19 protein-coding genes are annotated in these 21,145 nt (G+C 46.5%); 9 read left to right on the top strand and 10 right to left on the bottom strand.

The features are described from left to right. Position 1: 1 nt before the first annotated feature. The gene (gene egtD, locus MKZ32_RS07555) at positions 2 to 967 is read right to left on the bottom strand and encodes an L-histidine N(alpha)-methyltransferase (protein WP_239796721.1); all 966 of its coding nucleotides are present in this window, start codon (positions 965 to 967) and stop codon (positions 2 to 4) included. Beyond that, positions 967 to 2,250 (bottom strand): ergothioneine biosynthesis protein EgtB, encoded by a 1,284-nt coding sequence (gene egtB, locus MKZ32_RS07550; protein WP_275584275.1) that lies wholly within the window; start codon positions 2,248 to 2,250, stop codon positions 967 to 969. Before egtB ends, egtD begins: the two co-directional genes overlap by 1 nt. A gap of 478 nt (positions 2,251 to 2,728) precedes the next feature. Here egtB and MKZ32_RS07545 point away from each other — a divergent pair, with 478 nt between their 5' ends. The 6 genes from MKZ32_RS07545 (at position 2,729) to MKZ32_RS07520 (ending at position 9,389) form a co-directional block, all read left to right on the top strand. Further along, positions 2,729 to 3,112: a PH domain-containing protein gene (locus MKZ32_RS07545; protein ID WP_239796719.1), complete on the top strand. Its 384-nt coding sequence runs from the start codon at positions 2,729 to 2,731 to the stop codon at positions 3,110 to 3,112. A 408-nt stretch (positions 3,113 to 3,520) separates the two neighbouring features. Further along, positions 3,521 to 4,024, top strand: coding sequence for a DUF4365 domain-containing protein (locus MKZ32_RS07540; RefSeq protein ID WP_239796718.1), 504 nt, complete (start codon positions 3,521 to 3,523; stop codon positions 4,022 to 4,024). A gap of 92 nt (positions 4,025 to 4,116) precedes the next feature. Beyond that, a complete protein-coding gene (locus tag MKZ32_RS07535; protein WP_239796717.1) occupies positions 4,117 to 5,169 on the top strand; it encodes a hypothetical protein in 1,053 nt (350 codons plus the stop codon). A 31-nt stretch (positions 5,170 to 5,200) separates the two neighbouring features. Then, entirely contained in the window at positions 5,201 to 5,875 is a 675-nt protein-coding gene (locus MKZ32_RS07530; protein WP_239796716.1) for a DUF1353 domain-containing protein, read from the top strand. Between the two features lie 20 nt (positions 5,876 to 5,895). Beyond that, the gene (locus tag MKZ32_RS07525; protein WP_239796715.1) at positions 5,896 to 7,104 is read left to right on the top strand and encodes a M10 family metallopeptidase domain-containing protein; all 1,209 of its coding nucleotides are present in this window, start codon (positions 5,896 to 5,898) and stop codon (positions 7,102 to 7,104) included. Positions 7,105 to 7,523: 419 nt separating this feature from the next. Further along, complete coding sequence (locus MKZ32_RS07520) at positions 7,524 to 9,389, top strand: ABC-F family ATP-binding cassette domain-containing protein (protein WP_239796714.1); 1,866 nt, start codon at positions 7,524 to 7,526, stop codon at positions 9,387 to 9,389. Between the two features lie 46 nt (positions 9,390 to 9,435). Here MKZ32_RS07520 and cysM read toward each other — a convergent pair whose 3' ends face one another. Then, positions 9,436 to 10,323: a cysteine synthase CysM gene (gene cysM, locus MKZ32_RS07515; RefSeq protein WP_239796713.1), complete on the bottom strand. Its 888-nt coding sequence runs from the start codon at positions 10,321 to 10,323 to the stop codon at positions 9,436 to 9,438. 246 nt (positions 10,324 to 10,569) lie between these two features. Next, on the bottom strand, positions 10,570 to 10,878 hold the full coding sequence (locus MKZ32_RS07510; RefSeq protein WP_239796712.1) for a ComEA family DNA-binding protein: 309 nt from the start codon (positions 10,876 to 10,878) through the stop codon (positions 10,570 to 10,572). Positions 10,879 to 11,163: 285 nt separating this feature from the next. Here MKZ32_RS07510 and MKZ32_RS07505 point away from each other — a divergent pair, with 285 nt between their 5' ends. Continuing rightward, positions 11,164 to 12,126 carry a YihY/virulence factor BrkB family protein gene (locus MKZ32_RS07505; RefSeq protein ID WP_239796711.1) on the top strand — a complete coding sequence of 321 codons (963 nt, stop codon included), beginning with the start codon at positions 11,164 to 11,166 and terminating at the stop codon, positions 12,124 to 12,126. 95 nt (positions 12,127 to 12,221) lie between these two features. Here the strand turns inward: MKZ32_RS07505 and MKZ32_RS07500 are convergent, their stop codons facing one another. Continuing rightward, positions 12,222 to 13,331: a M48 family metallopeptidase gene (locus MKZ32_RS07500; RefSeq protein ID WP_239796710.1), complete on the bottom strand. Its 1,110-nt coding sequence runs from the start codon at positions 13,329 to 13,331 to the stop codon at positions 12,222 to 12,224. 28 nt (positions 13,332 to 13,359) lie between these two features. Then, the gene (locus MKZ32_RS07495) at positions 13,360 to 14,175 is read right to left on the bottom strand and encodes an AIM24 family protein (RefSeq protein ID WP_239796709.1); all 816 of its coding nucleotides are present in this window, start codon (positions 14,173 to 14,175) and stop codon (positions 13,360 to 13,362) included. 317 nt (positions 14,176 to 14,492) lie between these two features. On the opposite strand from MKZ32_RS07495, the gene MKZ32_RS07490 reads away from it, so the two are divergent. Together MKZ32_RS07490 and MKZ32_RS07485 are read left to right on the top strand one after the other, a co-directional pair. Beyond that, complete coding sequence (locus MKZ32_RS07490) at positions 14,493 to 15,014, top strand: DNA-deoxyinosine glycosylase (protein WP_239796708.1); 522 nt, start codon at positions 14,493 to 14,495, stop codon at positions 15,012 to 15,014. A gap of 248 nt (positions 15,015 to 15,262) precedes the next feature. Further along, positions 15,263 to 15,808 (top strand): hypothetical protein, encoded by a 546-nt coding sequence (locus MKZ32_RS07485; protein ID WP_239796707.1) that lies wholly within the window; start codon positions 15,263 to 15,265, stop codon positions 15,806 to 15,808. Positions 15,809 to 16,067: 259 nt separating this feature from the next. Here MKZ32_RS07485 and MKZ32_RS07480 read toward each other — a convergent pair whose 3' ends face one another. From MKZ32_RS07480 to MKZ32_RS07465, 4 genes are all read right to left on the bottom strand, one after another. Further along, positions 16,068 to 17,513 (bottom strand): DegQ family serine endoprotease, encoded by a 1,446-nt coding sequence (locus MKZ32_RS07480; RefSeq protein ID WP_239796706.1) that lies wholly within the window; start codon positions 17,511 to 17,513, stop codon positions 16,068 to 16,070. A 22-nt stretch (positions 17,514 to 17,535) separates the two neighbouring features. Continuing rightward, positions 17,536 to 18,039, bottom strand: coding sequence for a BCAM0308 family protein (locus MKZ32_RS07475; RefSeq protein ID WP_239796705.1), 504 nt, complete (start codon positions 18,037 to 18,039; stop codon positions 17,536 to 17,538). 436 nt (positions 18,040 to 18,475) lie between these two features. After that, on the bottom strand, positions 18,476 to 19,138 hold the full coding sequence (locus tag MKZ32_RS07470) for a response regulator (RefSeq protein WP_239796704.1): 663 nt from the start codon (positions 19,136 to 19,138) through the stop codon (positions 18,476 to 18,478). After that, positions 19,135 to 20,901, bottom strand: coding sequence for a PAS domain-containing protein (locus MKZ32_RS07465; RefSeq protein WP_239796703.1), 1,767 nt, complete (start codon positions 20,899 to 20,901; stop codon positions 19,135 to 19,137). The genes MKZ32_RS07470 and MKZ32_RS07465 overlap by 4 nt, the downstream gene beginning before the upstream one ends. Positions 20,902 to 21,145: the final 244 nt, after the last annotated feature.

The following is a 21,145-nucleotide window of genomic DNA, read 5'->3' as shown; positions in this document are numbered from 1 at the left end:
TTCATGAAACTCGAAGCAGGTGAATACTGAAAAATTTATTAGCATCTGTCCAAAATATTTCCGAATGCCAGCCGGCGCTTTTCGCCAAATCCTGAAATTCATCAGGCCGATATTTATAGGAATTTTCTGTATGAATAATTTCTCCCGCGCCTATCCAAAATTCCTCACCTGATATACGAATAACTTGATCAAAGCGGCTAACCAAGTGCATTTCAACGCGCCCTGGCACAGGGTTGTAAAAGGCATAATGAGTAAATCCATCCGGTTCGATCTCGGCTCCAAGTTCTCGCTCCATTCGTGCAAGTAAATTGAGGTTAAAAGCCTTGGTCAAACCTGCCTTATCGTTATAGGCGGCATTGAGAACCGCCGGATCTTTTTTACAATCTACGCCTATCAGCATCGAGCCATTGGGCCCGATTAATTTGGCGGCTTTGCGCAAGAGATGTTGCGCTTCTTCAGGTGTGTAATTGCCGATAGTAGAACCGGGAAAGAAAATTACGGGACGTAAATCACAGGATATTGGCAACGGCAGAGCTTCTAGCTGAGTGTAATCCGCACACACAGCTAAGATTTCAATATTAGGGAACTGCGCGACCAAACGTGCCTCAGTTTGTTCTAATTGCGGTTTACAAATATCTATGAGTACACAGGCTGCTGAAGAATCCAAATGACGCATAAGTAATGGCGTCTTCACTGCGCTACCGCAACCAAATTCGACTAGGGCACAAGATTGACCGATGAGGCCCATCATCTCAACACTATACTGATCCAGAATGGCCGTTTCAGTACGAGTCGGGTAATATTCTGTAGTTTCACATATCTGCTCGAACAGCGCTGATCCTTGCGCATCATAAAAATATTTCGGCGGAATTGAACGCTGCTGTTGGCGCAGACCGGCGCAAACATCTAACCGAAAACTCTCACTCTCGACAATATCTGCTGGAACGTTGGGGTATTCCATTTTCATTACAAATCCTCCGCTAAACGTAAACCTGAGAATACCCAACGACTCCCTGGAGGAAAAAAATTTCGATAACTCGCCCTGATATGATCCTTTGCTGTTGCGCATGACCCGCCACGCAGCACCATCTGATTACACATGAATTTGCCGTTATATTCACCCAATGCGCCAGGAAGAGAACGAAAACCCGGATAGGGTTGATAAGGACTTTGAGTCCACTCCCAAAGATCACCGTAAAGCTGGGTTAGACCAGAACATCGAGCGCCATCTGGATGGAAGCGCCCGGAATCAAGGAAATTTCCTTCTATCGGCAATTTGGCGGCGACGTATTCCCATTCGCTTTCGGTTGGTAGCCGCTTGCCAGACCATCGCGCGAAAGCATCGGCTTCATAATAGCTCAGGTGAGCTACTGGTTCATTCAGGTCAATAAGATGCTGACCCGCCAGCCCCGATAGCAACCAGTTATTCTCTTCTTTTATCCAATAAAGTGGGGCTTGCCATCCCTGCTCGTTGACAGTGCGCCAGCCATCGGAAAGCCAGAGTTCGGCCCGTTGATAACTTTTATCGGCGATGAAAGATAAATATTCTGCATTGGTAATTAGCCTTGTGCCCAAGCGAAAGTCTCTAAGAAAAGTTTTATGACGAGGTCTTTCGTTGTCAAAAGAAAAACCTTGATCATCATCATGCCCAATTTCGACAATACCGCCTTCGTATTCCATCCAGGCCAATGGTGGTGGCTCTGGGCATCGAATTGGAGACTGACTATGATAGGCTGGCTTTAAGGGGTTAATGAAGAAATTGTATTTCGCATCCATCAGTAAAAGTTCTTGATGCTGAATCTCATGCTCAATGCCCAAACGAATTCGTTCAGCAATCTCCTGCCAATTCTGCCCGGTGTAATTCTCCAATATTTGATCAAGTGCGGCGTTTACGTGGCAGCGATAGTTATAAACCTCTGCTACGGTTGGACGAGACAAGAGCCCACGTTGTGACCTGGGAAAGAAAGTACCAACCGTTTCATAATAGGAGTTAAACAGATATCCGTAGGCATGATGAAAAACCTGATAGTTTTGTCCGAAAGGCAATAGAACAAAGGTTTCAAAAAACCATGTGGTATGAGCCAAATGCCATTTGGGCGGACTGACATCCAGCATACCTTGAATACAGTGATCCTCTTTTTCCAAAGGCGCGCAGAGAGCTTCCGTGCGCGCGCGCACCGACCTTAGTCGCTCGCCCAATCCATGCGGATCAAGCTTATCGAAATTATTTCTGAGGGAATTAATATTCATTTATTTACCTTATCAGAAACTAGGAGATCATAATAGCTTGCGGCTTTTCGCCGCGCACGTTGCACTGACCTCGCAGGACTTAAGAATTCATGGCGCGCAGCTTAAATCGGGAGAGACATTATTCTCAACAAATTTAATCTCGCTAACTATTGAAGCAAAACCCCATGTATAGATCAAGCAGATATTATCAAACGACTTTTTTAAGAGATACACTGCTGGAACTCATCGGCAAATCAGGCTGGAATATCTGGTTTTCCCGATGAGCATGACCTGCTAAAAGTGATGAAGGCTTAATTTGTTGACGATCTCAGTTGTGACTCAGCCTGCCCGACACCTTTTGTTGTATGGCAGTTATGGCATAAACTGCCATACCGCACTAATTCTTATTTAGAAAAATTGCCACATTGCCAACTTGGTCATCGGATTAAAGCTGTAAAAGCAAAACCTTAATTATCAAAGTAAAAAATACAGGTGACCTATGGGTAAATACGTTCAAAATAATCTAACTGCTGGTGAGAATGTAATCTATGAAGCGAAACCCCACTGGATTATCTTCTTATCTTGGCGTGGTTTATTTTCGCTTTTCATTGCACCTATAATTGAAATGTACACAAGCGAATATGCCGTTACAAATAGGCGGGTTATCGCGAAAGTCGGTTTTATTTCCAGAAGAACTCTTGAAATGAACTTACCCAAAATTGAATCAATTAAAGTTGACCAGAGCATTCTCGGTAGAATTCTTGGTTACGGAAATATTGAAGTAATTGGTACTGGTGGCTCTAATGAGGCATTCAACAATATCCAATCACCTATAGAATTTAGAAAACAGTACCAACAAGCACTTCACGCTAAATTTTCATAGAGCGCAATCGCCTGCTTGAGTGCGAACAGAAGCGACTCGCAGTATGATTTTCAAGAAACCTTCGTCCGACTGTCAGGGCTTGTAGCTAGTTTTCTTGGGTTATTTCTCGATCTCTTTGGCATATATTTCACCTAGTGTATTTCGTGCCTTAGCATCCCTTTGAGCTGCAACCAATGGTGGGGCAGATTCAATACTGAAATGCCTACTATTGATAAGCGTTGTTATCGGTAGTATTCCGTACTGTTGTTGACATTATCAAGTGCCGCTTTTGGCTACCTCTACCCAAAGGAATGACTGCTTTTCGGCCTTTTCGGACATATTCAACAGATGATGAAAACGACTGCTTTGCGCGAAACTCCGGACAACCTCGTGTAACATTAGACTCTCTGGAGGGGAGCTAGAGAACGTATGGATCCACAAAGGCAAAAAGAGGAGTTCCAGTATGCTTACGTGTGTGCGCTAGCGGCTCATGCAGGGCTGAACCGTGGCCAATTTCAGGTTGATAACGATAGCATCGATATCACTTTTCAAGCGAAGGGGCACTTCGGCATGGGCAGAATTCGCAGCCCAATGATTCAGATCCAACTCAAGTGCTCGTCGCAAGACCTAATTGCGGATGACGTCATCAAATTTCCGCTGAAGATAAAAAACTACAATGACCTTCGCGGCGAGGACGTAGTCGTGCCGCGTTACCTTGCAGTGTTGCTTGTGCCAGATAATCTGGATCAGTGGATCGCCAACTACGATGACCACATCGTCTTGTTCAAGTCGTGCCATTGGTTGTCCCTCCGACACTATGGACCGACCGATAACGAAGCTTCAGTCACCGTTGGCGTACCCCTTATGCAACGCCTGACCAGCGCGACACTTTTTCAGATGATGGACCGTGCGAGTGCGGGAGAGTCGCTATGAGCGAAAACGAGCGCCACAATCGTCATACTCCGCCGGTGTCCGTTGAGCAGCTGCAGGCCTATCTGCAGTCAAAGCAATGGTTCGAAGATGGCATGATTCGGAATGTCGCGACGATCTGGCATCGGCACCAAGATGAGGATGCAGAGGTCGTGCTGCCGACCTCCAATGCCAAAGACTTTCAGCAACGAGTTCGCGATGCGCTCATTGCCCTCGCATCGTTTGAGAAGCGCGATGTTTTTGAGGCTATTGGCGACGTCAAAAGACTTTTCTTAAACGCCATCACCGTCAGAGTTATTCACGCGGATACGGAAGACGGCACTATCCCGATTAACGATGGCGTTTTACTTATCTCAAAGGCAAAGGATATGCTGTCAGCTGCCGCCCAGGCCATCTACGCCAAGCGCAGGAATTTCTCCGGACGCGCGCCGAAGGATGCCCGAGAATGTCTCGACACGCTCCTGCTTGGGCAAACAGAGATTGGCAGCTACGTTGTCAGTGTGATTGTGCCGAACCAGACGAACTTTGTTGTCGACCAAGTTGTTGCGGATCAAGAGACCGCTGATGCCGTACCACTCTCGCAGGCGATCATGTGGAGTCTTGTAACCGGGCTAGATGCTCTTGCGAAAGCGAGCACGACGTATGAGAAGACACGGAACCTCAAAGCGTTTGATGAAGCTGTACTCTCAGGCGTTAGTGCGAATCTATGCGATGCGTTGCTCGGTTTCAGTGGCGAGAAGCACAACCGAACATTCGAGATTACCGTCACAGCTGCGGCTGGTCCGATGTTCGAGAACGTGCCTCGTAAGTTCGAGTTTGATGGAAACCATGTCGAGGTACTAGAGCAAGTCTCCAGCTACTACAAGGACGACTACGTCTTGCCTGATCGAGTCCTAACCGGCCACATCACAAAGCTAGTTCGACCAAAGGATGAGACTACCGGCACTATCACGCTGGACTCCATTATTGGTGATGTAGAGCGCAAGGTTCGAGTCGAGTTGAAAGGTGATGACTATCACTTGGCAGTTATCGCCCATGACCAGGGAAAATTGGTTCGGGTGCAGGGAGACGTGCACATCAAGCCAAAGGCCGCTGAACTCTTGAATCCGAAGAGCTTCGGCGTAATCGAGATAGAAGACCTTATCTAGTCTATGAAGCGGTCATTGATCGCTATATTGTATGGAGACCTCAACTGTGGATACAGTGCGTCGCAAAGTACTCAATAGCTGTGTTGCCCTATTTGCAGCACCCTTCATGGGGTGTGCCCAACTAGGACCGAGACGATTGGAAAGCACTGAGCGCAAGGCATTCATCGAAAATGCGATGTTAGCTCTTCAGGACGAAGCTGGGAAGGAAAGCGCGGCTCAGGAGAGTCGAGGAGCTGCCGCTGCCTTGAGCTTAGCAACACTTATTCCCTTCGGCGATTGGGATTACTACTACGTCAAAGGAGGATCGATTTTATGGCGCCCCAACTACGGGCAGTCTTTTAAGCCCGTTTCGGTGCCAGAGGGTTTTGTAACTGATCTGACAAGTATTCCAAGAGTATTCTGGCAGGTGTTGCGGCCTGAAGGGAGATATGCCTACGCGGCCGTTGTGCATGACTACCTTTATTGGTCTCAGGTGCGATCACGGGAGGAATCGGATTTAATTCTTAAATATGCACTAGCGGACTCAAAGGTGGACGGAATTGAGCGATGGGCGATCTACCAAGCGGTAGACAAACTGGGGCAATGTGCTTGGGAAAAAAATAGGCGCGTTAAGGCAAACGGCGAACGTCGCATGCTCGCAAAGTTTCCTAGCGACCTCTCAATTGGCTGGGAGGAATGGAAAAATATTCCCGGTAACCTGAGATGAATAAATGCGCGCCAATAGCATTGGCATCGATCATTGTATTTTTCATCGGGAGTTCATTTTCGTTTGCGCAGCATCTGATCTCGGTGGCAACACCGTCGGGTCAGATCAGCATATTGCCCGAGGTGGCGAAACTAGGGGCAGGATGTCCGAAAATAGGTAGCATTTCCGTTAACTCTGGAGTAGTTATTGACGCAGCGGACATTTGTGAGCCTGCAAGATGGCGCAATTCCAATAAGCCGATGGCAACTTGTCCGGCAAGGTCATTTCCAGTTTTGGGCGTCCTCTTTCAAGGTAGACGGGACTGGGTGCTAGCTGAATCTGTAGTGCTTTCCAAACAGCATTTTCACTTGCGGCTTTTCGGCGCCATGGAGGATGCGCATGGTGATAGGCAAGATATTGTGGCCATTAAACGAGTGGAGTGGTGTACAGCAAATGCTTCTTCTCCTTCAAGACCTGAACTCCCATCAGACGCGTGCCGGGAGCCACGGCAATTCGCTGTTGCGTTTGACTACGGAGCCCCTCTAAATAACAAGATCTTTATCAACGGTTTCTCGTTTTATGTCCGGGTGGCGGGGCATCCAATCGATGGCTTTGACATTGAGAGGGCTGGAGAGGACATTCGATCTTCATTTGGTCGAGCCTTGACCATCTGGACTTCAGGGCTTCAGGACAACAATGCCATGCTCACGCCGACAATTCGCACTTTCATCCGTTCGCGCACGTCGACTACTGCTGGTGGCTACACGTTGCTCACTTCACCGCAAGTCGTACAACTATATTGCCCTCATGCCGCAACATTCATAGTCGAGTTGAATTTTGGGGGTGACGGGACCTTCCCTAATAGCTCTCTCTTTCTCACGCTTGCTAAGTCCCGATTGGTTGGCCGAACCATTTCCCTCAACATGCGGGATGTGGCCTGCTTCAGAACGATGCCGGAAATGACCAACGATCAGGTCGCTCTTAGAGATGATAATTGCGTCAATTTGCTACCAGTATTCACGCACGAGTTGGGCCACGCTTTCGGGATTGAGCACATCCCAAGCGCTAGCGGTTGGGCTTTGATGAACCCAGTGTTGTCCGAGAATGCCACGATGCCGACTCGATTGGATGTAAACGCCTTTGTTTCGGCATTAGAGCGCTCTGTTACGGGCGCAAGTCCAGGTGAACTAGAGTTTCGCGAAGCCTCAGGACTTCAGGCACCCAGCGACTGGAGTTTTGGCCGAAAATGAAACTGGTAACCGTATTTACTTTGAATGATTCAGGCGTTTAACCCTGCGGCCACCCGACGCTGCGCAATAAAGCCGCGCAGCGCCGGTGACCTCCACGTTGAATATCTGTTGTACAGCGCGAAGCAGTCATTCGCGATGTTAGCTGTGAAGGACAGCAGTGTGTCGAAAACACGCAGTCGGGTTTCAAGAAAGCAGCCGTTCTGAATGATTTCAGCGCCTATGACCGCTGAAGGCTGCTTACTGGTCGTAGTTTCATCTGGACGTCACCGGCAACAATGGCCGAAGGCGGTCCGTCCCCATGACATATCGACCATCTGAAAATGGCACATTGCTGCCAGTAATAAATAGCCGCAATCGGACAGACTAACCCAGCTGTCGCTCTAATATTTAAGGTGTGGCACGTCTGTTATCATGACACCATGCTAAACATTCAAAATCTGACGTACCTGCAGGGCGGCACTACGCTACTGCAGCAAGTAAATTTTCAGGCTTACGCCAGTCAACGTATCGGGTTGGTAGGCAAAAATGGCTGCGGCAAATCCACGCTATTTCGTCTTATTCGCGGCGAAGTTTTGCCGGACAGCGGCGAAATCTCACTGCAATCCGGCAAGACAATCGCTTTTGTCGAGCAGGAAATCGCCAACTCGGATCAGCCCGCTTTGGAATTCGTGCTCGACGGTGACGTGGAGTTGCGTGAGCTTGAAAAAAATATGGCGCGAGAACAGCATGATCCAACCTGGTTCGAGGCTCAGCACCGCTACGAAGCAATTAATGGCTACGTGGCCAAAGCCCGTGCCGCTCAACTGCTGAACGGATTAGGTTTTGCCAACGACACGCTGGAGCGTCCGGTCAGCAGCTTTTCCGGAGGTTGGCGCATGCGTTTGAATCTAGCCCGCGCGCTAATGCATAGAGCCGATTTGCTGTTGCTGGACGAACCCACCAACCACCTCGATCTGGAAGCGATCCTCTGGCTTGAACAATACCTTGCACGTTACCCCGGCAGCCTTATTCTGGTTTCGCATGACCGCGAATTTCTTAATGCCTGTGTCAATCGCATCGCTCATGTCCACAACCAAGTGATTGATAGCTACACCGGAAACTACGACGACTTCGAGCGCGCCCGCGCCGAGCGCATAGCGCAGCAAAATCAAGCTTTTCACCAGCAGCAGGAAAAAATCGCGCACTTGGAAGATTTTGTCCGCCGCTTTAGTGCCAAAGCAACCAAGGCCAAACAAGCACAGAGCCGCGTTAAAGCGCTGGAACGGCTCACGCGCATCGCCCCGGCCCATATTACCGACGGTCATTTCGAACTGGAAATCGAGGCGCCGGAGCGTAGCCCCGACTTATTACTGCGTGCCGATAAAATGGGCTTTAGTTATGGTGACAAAGCCCTATTTCATAACGTCGACTTGGTACTGCGAGCGGGCGCGCGCATCGCCCTGCTTGGGCCGAACGGCGCCGGGAAATCCACCTTGATCAAGCTGTTAGTGGGCGAGCTTAAGCCCACCTTGGGTCAGCTGGAAATCACGCCGGACATCCGCATCGGTTACTTCGCCCAGCATCAACTGGAAAACTTGGACAGTGCGGCTACGCCTTTGCAACACATGGAAAAGTTGGCGCCTAAAGTCACGACACTGGTACTGCGCACCTTTCTCGGTCGCTTCGGTCTAGCTGGAGACAGCGAAGATCGCCCGGTATCAAGCTTTTCCGGTGGCGAAAAAAGCCGTTTGGCGCTGGCCCTTTTAGCTTGGCAGAAGCCGCATTTATTGTTACTCGACGAACCCACCAATCATCTCGATCTGGACATGCGCGATGCCCTCACGCTGGCGCTGGAGGAATACACTGGCGCAGTGGTATTAGTGTCTCACGATCGCAGCCTGATCCGCGCCGTAGCCGACGAGTTATGGCTGGTTGCGGATGGCAATGCCAAACTGTTTGATGGTGACTTGGAAGACTACAAAAATTGGATAGAAACACGCCGCCCGCGCGAAACCACTCAAGTTCAAACAGAAAAATCGCGCCAGTCAACTGCAGCCAAGCCAAATAAGAAAGCACTTCTATCGAAACAATCCAAACTCGAAGCTGCGCTGTCAAAAGCTCAGGCGGAACTGGCCGAAGTCAACCGCCAGTTGGCCGATCCAGCTACCTATGTCAATCCTGACCGTGAAGAAATCATCAAGCTGAACACCCTGTATACAACCTTTGAAAAAAAAGTGGCCGAATTGGAGGAAAGCTGGCTTGAACTTGAAATGGCTCTTGAAATGGCTATGGAAGAAGGAATCTAGTTCCGATCACCGCAAGAACCTTTTCAATCCCACAGAAGCAAGCACATCACGCCGGAAACACACCTGTACTCAAATAGCGATCTCCTCGATCACACACAATGAACACGATGGTTGCGTTCTCCACCGTCTGTGCTACGCGTAGCGCCACTGCCAGTGCGCCGCCGGATGAGATGCCACAAAAAATGCCTTCCTCGCTCGCCAAGCGACGTGTCATTTCTTCCGCCTCTTGTTGACCAACGTTCTCTAACTTATCTACACGCTTAGTATCATAAATTTTTGGAAGGTAAGCTTCAGGCCATTTGCGAATGCCGGGGATTTGCGCACCTTCTTCCGGTTGTGCGCCGATGATTTGAATGTGGGGATTTTTTTCCTTGAAATAGCGCGAACAACCCATGATTGTGCCGGTGGTGCCCATACTGCTAATAAAATGAGTGATACCGCCCTGCGTGTCTCGCCAAATTTCCGGTGCGGTGCCTTGATAATGAGCCAGAGGATTGTCCCCGTTAGCGAATTGGTCGAGGATGACCCCGCGCCCTTCGTCGCGTAGCTTCTCTGCCATATCCCGCGCCAATTCCATGCTGCCCTCTTTGGATGTCAGCACCAATTCCGCGCCATAGGCGCGCATGCTCTGCCGACGCTCGATACTCTGGTTTTCAGGCATCACCAGTATCATCTTATAGCCTCGCATGGCCGCTACCATCGCAAGCGCAATGCCGGTATTGCCACTGGTTGCTTCTATTAGCGTGTCACCCGGTTTAATGTCACCGCGTTTTTCGGCCTGCATGATCATTGAGAGCGCCGGACGATCTTTCACCGAGCCCGCTGGATTGTTGCCTTCCAGCTTAGCCAACAGCACATTACTCGTTACACCGGGAATACGTTTTAGCCGGACCAGCGGCGTGTTGCCAACAAAATGTTCAATAGTGTGGTACATCTATATGTTCCTGAAACAAAGGTATTATCTTACCATTACATACAGGTACAAATAACAACCCCGTCAAGCTCACGCGGGACGGGGTTGTTATTTGTGCTACATCTAAAACTTAAATAAAATCTTGTATAGCTTTAGGTGACCGGGGTCAATGTTATCTGACCTAATAATGGAGAAAAGCAAAACAACCCAATACTTACCGGTATCATCGTTGCAGGCGTAAATAAAATCTCAACTATAAATTATTTTTCACTTTGTTTTTTTGTCGGTTGCTTTAACTGCCACTGGCTTGTTAGCAGGAGAAATACCGGCCACTGTCAACTCGGAACGTAGTTTTTTTACCGACTTGCTACCAAAACCTTTAACATTTTCTAATTCATCCACGCTCTTGAATGAACCATTCTTTTTACGGTAATCGATGATCGATTGAGCCTTCACCGGGCCTATACCCTTAACTCCATCTAGATCATCCTTGGTGGCCGTATTCAAATTCACAGTAGCCATCGCCATGCTGGTAGAAATAATTAGTGAAATAAACGTCAGTAGCAATTTTTTCATTATAGCCCTCTTGCAAAAATGAACGACGAAGTCGCTCTTCAATCAGAAACGCATAGCGCCATAACAACGTTGACTGTCTTAACAAAACTCACATAATCCACTTAATTTTCCACGTAAGCGTGTCTTGTCATAATATCCATAGATATTGAGATAGTATCTGCACTTTTATAATTCGCTGACTTTCAACCAGCCTCCTTTGCCCAAAAGGCGTTAAATTAAACCCGCAAAAATTAAATAATTTTCTCAAAATTAAGGAATTCAGTTTTAATGCCAAGGAAATTTGGCATGCGTAAGTATCAAATCCGGTTATCTAAAAGATGTGCAATAATTAAGAGCAATCTCATGAAAACAAAACAAATATTTAATCTTATCAAAGCCACTTTTGCAGCGTGGATTGACGACAATGCACCCAGCATGGGAGCAGCACTTGCCTATTACACCGTGTTTTCGATTGCTCCACTGCTACTAATTGTTATATCTATAGCGGGACTTATTTTTGGCGTTGATGTGGCAAGGGGAGAAATTTTTGTTCAGCTACAGGGCTTAATGGGAAAAACCGGTGCATTGGTAGTGCAAGGTTTGCTCGAAAGCGTGAGTAAACCGGCAGAAAGTGTAACTGCCGCTATTATCGGCGTAGTTTTGCTCCTTGTTGGTGCAACTACAGTATTTTCCGAGTTACAGGACGATCTGGATAGGATATGGCGTGCACCAAAAAGAACCGAAGATGCGGGGATATTTGGGTTAATCCGCACGCGAGTGCTTTCTTTTGGAATGATCTTGGGGATAGGTTTTTTATTGATTGTTTCGCTCATATTTAGTGCTGCGTTGGCAGCATTAGGAAAATGGTGGGAGCCTGTATTTGGCGGGTTCAGGCTTCTCGCAAATTTAGTCGATATAACACTGAGTTTTTTGATAATTACCCTTGCATTCGCAATGATCTACAAGTTAATGCCACGAATGAAGATTGCTTGGCGCGATGTATGGATTGGTGCGGTGGTCACCGCGTTTCTGTTTACGATCGGCAAATTCTTGATCGGGTTTTACATTGGCAGAAGTGGCGTTGCTTCAGGATTTGGAGCGGCAGGTTCGCTTGTTGTTTTATTGGTATGGATATATTACTCAGCTCAGATTTTTTTAATGGGCGCGGAATTTACGCGGATCTACTCCTATACGTTCGGATCGCACAAAGATCAGCCCCTACAAACAGCAACTGGTACAGCTAACAAAACAGAAATACGCATTCCTTGAATATTTGCTTGAGTATGCTATGCAAGATGGCGTCCCCAAGAACAAGGAACTCATTTGTCAAATTTTCTCACTTGGTTTGAAATGTGCAGAGAGTACTATTTTAAAAGTACCGCTTTTATCACTGTGTAATCATAAGGCAATGGCTTGGCCGCGACAGTTGCTGGTAGTAACGCTTTAATGGCTGTATCAAGCGACATGAAGCGGTCGTTGCTTGCAGGATGAGACGAGAACCATTCCAGATTAAGCGTCTCTTTTTGGCTCATTTTTCGAAAAAAATCACGCATTCCTATGGGTGAAATGCCAGAGACAACCAAGGCTTTGAGACCTTCGATGTCCGCTTCTGCTTCATGTTGACGTGAAAACTTATACTTGATCAAAGCAGAGCCAAGTGAAGCCACACCGCTGAGATCGCCGAACACCATGCTGGCAGTTACCATCAGACCTGCTGATTTCACCATGCCATTCAGACTGTGACGTTTTTCCACGTGCTGAATTTCATGCGCAATAACCCCCGCTACCTGTTCAGCATTATCGGCAAGTGCCAGTAACCCGGTATTTATTACGATGAACCCCCCGGGCATCGCAAAGGCGTTAACTGACGCATCGTCCGCCACGTAAAACTCATATTGATATGCCGAGCCCTGCGATAGCCGCGTACCTATCTCTCGCACCATGGTGGCGCCCGGGCCTTTGACCAGTGTTAAGTGCTGCTTGGTGAGCGCGAATATTTGCTCGCCCCATTTGCGTTCCTGTGTCACAGTCACATGCGAAATGGCCCATGTCGTAAGTCTCTCGTGCTCCCATACAATCGCAACGAGCACCAGCATCGGCAACACGAATATGCCCCAGATGAATGCATTTGACCAAATGCGAGTCGCCCTATCCTGTATTTTGGCCCCAGCCGTTTTGATATTTTCTTTATTCTGAGGGGCAGTCTTAAGTTGTACTCTAAGTGTGGCTACCGATGATATGTCCGAGACTGTCAGCATGTAACTCCCAGCACGCCCCTGCCATTCGATCATCACTTGACTGTCATTGAATCCCCCCTTACGCACAGAAATGTCGCGCCAAGCAGGAGTTCCGTCGTAGTCATCCTGCGTGGTCAGTTGCAGTCCATAGTTCGATATTGAGACTTCAACCGGGCTGCCGGTACTCTGGAATCCTGGCCCCCAAGCAAGCCCTACGATTTTATTGAGTTCAGCCATGTCGAGTTGAGATAGTTGAAATTACCGCTTAGTTATCGCCATTAAATATACCCCCCAAGATGCCGCCTTCCTCACGTCCACCGCCACTACCCAAACCAAATGCGCTAGCTACACCACTACTTTTTGGTGCTGCGGCAAAAATGCGCGAGGCCAGTCGATTGAATGGTAAGGATTGGATGATGACCATACCTGGCCCACGTAATACGGCGAAAAATAGACCTTCGCCTCCAAATAACGCGGTCTTGATCTTGCCCACATATTGAATATCGTAGTCTACGGTAGGTTGCATTGCTACTAGGCAACCGGTGTCAACGCGTAGCGTTTCACCCGGTGCTAAATCGCGCTTCATCATGGTGCCACCGGCATGAATGAATGCTAAACCATCACCTTCCAGTTTTTGCATAATGAAGCCTTCGCCGCCAAAAAATCCGGCACCCAGTTTTTTCTGAAATGCGATTGACAGCGAAACCCCTTTGGCAGCGCATAGAAAGGCGTCTTTCTGACAAATAAGAGAACCACCGAGTTTGGACAGATCCATCGGCAACAGTTTCCCTGGATAGGGCGCGCCGAACGCAACTTTCTTTTTTCCGGAGCCTTTGTTTGTATAAACAGTGGTGAACAAGGATTCGCCGGTGAGCACGCGTTTACCAGCCCCTAGCAGCTTGCCAAAAATACCAGACTGTTGCGCCGAGCCATCACCGAATATCGTGTCCATATCAATGCCATCTTCCATGTACATCATGGAACTGGCTTCGCCTACGGCGGATTCCTCAGGATCAAGTTCGATCTCTACGAATTGCATTTCTGATCCGTAAATTTGGTAGTCGATAACATCCATTGCCATGTGATACTCCTTAAGTTTGTTGATTTATAAGCCGTGCTGTTTTCTTCGATAGCTTATCAAGTTCTATGTTTACATATAAAATTCATTTATATTATATTTACAATATTGAAACCAGAAAAACGGTTAGAGCTATCTTAAAGATATAAGGAATCCTCTTGATTTTCTCCTAATAAAATTAACTGCATAGCACTCATGTATGCATCACAGGATTGGTTAAATTAATTTTTAGATTGATGGCTTGTAATAAACACAACTTCTTCTGGAAATCAGTAACTCCATGTTATTTTGATAGGAATAAGAAAGCTTCAAACGACCAAATGATTATTGAAGATCCTCCAATAGCTCACATTCATAGCTTTCCCCCAATCGAAAGAAATAATTCAAGCGTCCTTATCCTTGGCACGATGCCAGGCAAGGCCTCCTTGCACGCACAGCAGTATTATGCACATCCACGAAATGTATTCTGGAAGATTATTAGGGAAATTCTTGGCGGCAAGGACGTAAATTCTTATGAAGCCAGAACATCATCAATTATTGCGGCAAGAATTGCACTCTGGGACGTTTTGAAGTCATGCAGGCGGGAGAGCAGTCTCGATTCTGATATAGACCATGACACGATCATGCTAAACGATTTTGCGAGCTTTTTTGAAAATCATCCGCACATTCATAGGGTGTGTTTTAACGGAGCTAAAGCGGAAAGTCTGTACATGAAACTTGTGCAACCATTTCTTCAAAACTCCTCAGATATCGAATATATTCGCCTGCCTTCAACTAGTCCAGCGAATGCTGCAACTTCCTTTGATGAGAAATTAGGGGCGTGGAAGGCAATAACTTATTGATGCTTAGCCTGCTTCGTAAGTTCGGTACCGCACAGATTCTTCTCTATAATATGAAAGATAATACATTAGTGATTAAGTGCCCCGTATCTAAGGACTTCTTCCAAACCTCAACTTATTAAAAAATCACCGCATACGATATCAATCCCTCTCATGAAAACCCAATCTTAATGAATGATCCGCCGATTCAAACAATATTTTTCTCAAGCTAGACGATAACCTCTGATCAACAATAAAATAAAGGAATATCCATGACTACCCATAATTTTATTAAGCTGCAAGTATTTGCACTACTATTTGCTGCGATTATTTCTCCTCTAAGTGCAGTTGCTGGAACTAATTCAAAACAGGCAACCATAGAATTTGCCTTGGGTACGTACGAAGTTCCAGGTCCAAAAGCGGAGTGTGCTCCTTTTTCTTATTACGGTGGCACGATTACTGGGGTAGGGACTGGCTCGATTACTGTGAAAGGAAAAAGGGAACGTTTAGGTGTGCTTTCTCTGACAGCCAATGATTGCATTGCTCAGTTGGATGCTTCACATTTTACGGCTAAAGGAAATTTGACGCTTTCTGCTGGTAAAAACAACACCATCACTGCTCTTTATTCTACTGACTTTAGTCAAACCGAGGATCCAAACGATGATCCACTTATCTTTGAGTATCAGAACTTTAAACTCACAATAACAGGAGGAACGGGTCGCTTCAAGGGGGTAAGCGGATTGGGCGACGCGGACGGAATGTCTCATATTGGTACGGGACTAGGGTTCGTTGAAGGTATTATAAACATTTCCAACTGAGCGTAAATTTTCAAATGGGGCTTGCGTAAGCCGATTTGCATCTATTTTCCCGTGTGGCCGTCAATTTCCTGTCGAATACCCAATTTGAACTTGGTGGCCCACCACACAGCTGCTTACCCCTTAAACAGATGACATCTATCAGCTGATAATTTGTCGTAGTCGCAACCCCATATAATTATCACCGATTCAATTATTTATGCAGTCGTTCATGTACCACCTATTCTGTTTACACAAAATCCAGACAGCTTCTCCTCTATTATCATTTACTTATCAATGGAATAAAAATCATATTGCCCTCACGCTGAACGAGCAAAGCGGCACGCTTGCCCACTTCAGCCATCACAGTACGGAACTGCTTAATGCTGGAGATACGTTGACTATTGATGGCTATAATAATGTCTTTTGGCTGAATGCCTGACTCTGCCGCAATACCGTCAACTGCATTAACCACTACATAGCCGTCTGTGCGCAGCATCTGCCGCTCATCAGGATTCAACTCATGCATAGTCAAGCCAATTTTGTCCGGTGCCATTTCTTTGTCCATCAGCCTCGGTTTGAGTGTTTTGAGGTCAGTTTCCGTGTCTCCAAGGGTGACTACCACTTCCTTTACTTCCCCCCGACGCCATACGCTCAGTCGTGCAATCGATCCAGGTGCGGCATCGGCAACTGTGCGAGCCAAATCATCTGCATCCGTTAGTTCTTTAGCATTAAACTTCAAGATAATATCCCCGATCTCAAGGCTGGCCCGTGCTGCCGGTGTATTCTTCCCTACTGTAGTAATCAGCGCACCACTTGCCTTTGTCAGGCCAAATGATCTGGCATGTTCAGGGCCTACATCTTGAATCGTTACACCAAGCCAGCCACGTTTGACCGTGCCATGCTTTAATAGCTCGTTCTTTACTTTTATTGCAAGGTCGATCGGGATCGCAAAGGACAAACCCATATAGCCTCCGCTACGGCTATAAATCTGTGAATTGATACCGATGACCTCACCTTTTAAATTGAACAGCGGTCCCCCAGAATTCCCCGGGTTGATTGGAACATCAGTCTGAATAAATGGAGTGGTATTTTCGCCGGGCAAGCTACGTCCCATGGCACTTACGATACCCTGAGAAACCGAGTTGGTGAAGCCAAATGGCGATCCAATTGCAACGACCCATTCACCAACCTCAAGCTTTGAGGTGTCACCAATACTCGCAACAGGAAGATCCTTAGCTGAAATTTTCAATAGTGCAATATCGCTACGCTTGTCGGCACCTACTACCTTTGCCTTGAACTCTCGTTTGTCAGTGAGTCGCACCGTCACCGCGTCCGCATTATCGATAACATGAGCGTTAGTAAGAATATAACCGTCCTGGCTAATAATGAAGCCGGAACCCAGTGATTGACTGCGAAATTCATGCGGAAGCATCTCGCCAGGCGCAAACCGACGAAAAAACTCATAGAATGGATCATCTTGTTTGGTACCAGGAAATGCCGGGAATGGAAGATGCTCCTTGCGAATCTTCTGTGTAGTGCTGATGTTGACAACCGCTGGTCCTTCTTTCTTGACCAAAACTGTAAAATTCGGGAGTGCAACAATCGTTGATGCAGTGCTTACAGCGCTACTGGTAGTTACGGGAGGGGGTGCTTGTTGTTTCTTTCCACAGCTATCTAATGCAAACAAGGTGATCAATAAAACGACTGTGAGTACAGGTTTTCTCATAGTACGCATCATAAATTTTCCGTTAGTGCGTCCAACTAACGCGTAACAAATTTTCCTTTTTGTTATAGTGAAACTTCAGCTCCCCTTGATAGGCATGGTGCAAAGCTTCGCCTATACCACGAGCAAGATGTAGATCAGTTGTGGTTACCAGGATACCCCCATCTTTTTTATCTTCCACTGCCATAATGCGCTTGAGTGGGTGCTCTGTTCGTTCACGTTTTTCCACGTTATGGACAAGATTCAAAATTTCCTCGCCATGAGTGGCGAAAAACTGACCCTGTAAAGTAAGGAAACCTGCAGGATAGTGGTCTTGTATACGATGGCAGGCAGGACAGGTTTCCCGATATGCCTCTGCCGGAGCTTGGCGCCACTGCCAACGTCCTTCATGAAATACCGCGTTACATTGTGGGCAGACAGTTGGATCTTGCAATTTACCCTTTAATTTGTAGGCATCATGCACATGTTCTTGCAACATATGTTCGCTTCGTTTGTTATTAAAACCGGTAGGAATGGTTGCATTACTCATGATAATCTCCCCTGTGGTTCGTTACCCCAATTCCACTTCATATCTACCAAACCATACAGATAGCTGGTAATAATTTCCAGAAAACTCAAACCACCTCTTGGGCACTAATATAATCATGTAAGGTGATTTATTTATAGGTGATTTCAATTATATGAATGCCTTATTTAACGAATTGAAATGAGCCAGTTATAAAGTATATTATTAATATAAATCAATATATTCCGGATACTTATTAAACAACTAGATAATATGCAGTTTGAATTTGATAATGAAAAGATATGTTAGTGTGTTATCCAACATAAATGAATAAGCAAATTGCTTATTTTTCCTTAAGGCAATAGTTTAAAACACGATATTCCGCCGAACATTAATACTTAATTATTTGTAACTATATCAATAGGATAATCTGCTTGAGGCCGCTGTCGGATGGCAATCGTTACAATTGAATAATGTCACAAAGAATAGCCAAACGAACAAGTTGCGCAGTGTTCTGCAATTTAAGTTTTCTCATTATGCTAGCGTGGTGGACACCGACAGTTTTTGGGCTAATGGAAAGATTCTCGGCAATTTCTAGTATCGAATTGCCTTCTGCCATCAATTTGAATAACTGGAATTCACGTTTGGAAAGCCCGTTTATTGGATCTAGGGCCGCGTGAAACAACTGCCTGTCTACAACCAGGTCCGAAATATGCTCCGGGTCAACATATGTTTTTCCCAACTTTACTTGGCGTACAGCGTGCACCATTTGTTTGAGACCGCTTTGTTTGGTTAGATAACCCGTTGCGCCTATCTCCAAGGCGCGCTGAACCATAGTTTCATTACTGTGCATACTGAATACCAGGATGTGTGCAACCGGATCATGTGCCCTGATACGACGAATTGTTTCCAAGCCACCAATACCTGGCATATTGAGATCAAGAACCACTACATCAGGTTTAAATTCCCGGTAAAGAATATAGCCTCTTTCTCCATCATCGGCTTCCGCCACTACTCGAATGTCAGTTGTACTTTCAAGCAAGCGACGAAAACCGTCGCGCACTACGGGGTGATCATCTATCAGTAATACTGTGATCGGCTGTACAGAAGTGCTTAAGTTCATTTTCTTCTTCTTTCTAACTGATACTTAAGCGGTAATCGAACGTCGATACGCACACCATGGCCGGGAGTACTAAATGAGGAAAATTCTCCCCCCGCTGCAATTGCCCGCTCACGAATGCCTAATAGCCCAAATCCATTGAATGCCTGGTTTGGGTCAAAGCCTTTGCCGTCATCTGTTACCCTTAGGAACACTGCATCGGCATCAGGTGTCGCACCCGATTCACGGCTCAAGCATACAGAAACATGCTTGGCCAGGGCGTGGCAGCAAATATTAGTGAGTGCCTCCTGAATAATGCGGTATACAGTAATATTAATGTTCTCACCCAAACCGTTTAAATCACCTTCAAGTGCAAACTCGAAGATTATGTCTGGGTTATGTAAACACCACTTATTCGTCAGTTCACGCAGACTATCCGCCAGTCCAAGTTCATCCAACAATGCCGGGCGTAAATGACGCAACATGCCACGGATCACTTCATGCATTTCCTTGGCGCTTTCGCTAATAGCTTGTACGCTTGCTCGAACTGTAGACTCTCCGTGGGACATACATAAAATCGCCTGAGCTTCCGCATGAATAGCGGTAAGCCACTGACCTAACTCATCATGCAATTCACGAGCCAGATGGCAACGTTCAGTTTCCTGAACGCTGTACAGGTTTTGCGTAAGCGTGCGGTTTTGCAGCAACAATTCCAGATTGATATCTGCTGCCTTTTTAAGTGAACTAATGTCGATGCCGACTCCTAATAGCCCGGCGACATCACCTTCCGGATTATTAAAAGGGGCGAGCACAGTAGACAAATAAACTACATTACCGCTTGCATTCGTAAGTCTGTTTTCTACATTCGCTTTGACGCCAGATTCCAGCACTTCACGGTTTATGCGCTGACAATCCTCGGCTAGTTCGCGTGGTAGGAGTTCAAAATCGGTTTTACCGAGCACATTACCTACTGTATGGCCGAGAAAATCAGCAAACATCTGACTAACGGTTACATAACGCAAATTCAGATCCTTGTAGAACACGATGGCCGGTATCGCATTCAGCAAGGCATCTTGCTCAGTTCGTTTTTGTTGTAGTGCCAATGCAATACGTTTCTGTTCGGTAATATTGGTCATCACCGTGCGACAGGCACATATCCCATTCCCTATCGCTGCACTTTCCAGGCGGATATAATCCGGCTCATCAGTACGAGTCATGATTCTCAATTCGGTAACAATATTGCTGGAGGAATTGAAAGTTTGCTGCAGATGGTGTGAGAGTGCGTAAACATCACCTTTGATAATACGAGTTACAAAAGGCGTGCCCACAATGTTTTCACGCGCTTCACACAGCATAGTGGCTCCAATCAGATTGATTTCCTGAACGTATCCAGCCTCATCAAGCGTTAGATAGCCCACGGGGATAAAATCATAAAGGTTGGCATAACGATCGCGTGTTTCTTCCAGCACCCGTTGTGCTTCCCTTAGTTCGCGGTTCTGCATCTCCAGCTCAATATGACGTAATTGCAATTCATGCAACAGATGAATTTTGTCATTTTCTGTCTCTCTGTCCGAGGCTCTCCTATGCATTTCTCTAAATTTTCGATTTTGCGCCTCCAGCTCAAGATGGCGCATCTGCAACTCGTGCAATAATTGCATTTTGCCATCTTCCAATCCTCCATCCGAGGCTCTCATATTCCGTAAAACAACCTCGTTGGATTGATTCTCTTCGCTGTCATTTTTGGGGTCATCAAATCTTCGATTTGGATTTGTTTGCATCTGGGTCATCACATTCCTCATTCAGTAATTGTCAGGGGAATTGAATTGCTCAATTCCCCCATAACTTTAGAAGTTATTTACCATTTATGCTCTCAACTATCCATGGTACGGTGGTACGGTACCAGACATTATCAAGAAATACTTTCACCGTGAAAGTGCCGCGCCGATGTGACTGATTCAGGGTTTTTGGTATTGTTTTTGATGTATTTTAAAAACAGGTTAAATTTCCATAGTGTTAAATTTCCATCGTTAA

Source organism: Candidatus Nitrotoga arctica (assembly GCF_918378365.1).
Lineage (GTDB): Bacteria > Pseudomonadota > Gammaproteobacteria > Burkholderiales > Gallionellaceae > Nitrotoga > Nitrotoga arctica.
Note: the sequence above shows the minus strand (reverse complement) of the source record. Positions and strands in the feature narration are given on the sequence as shown.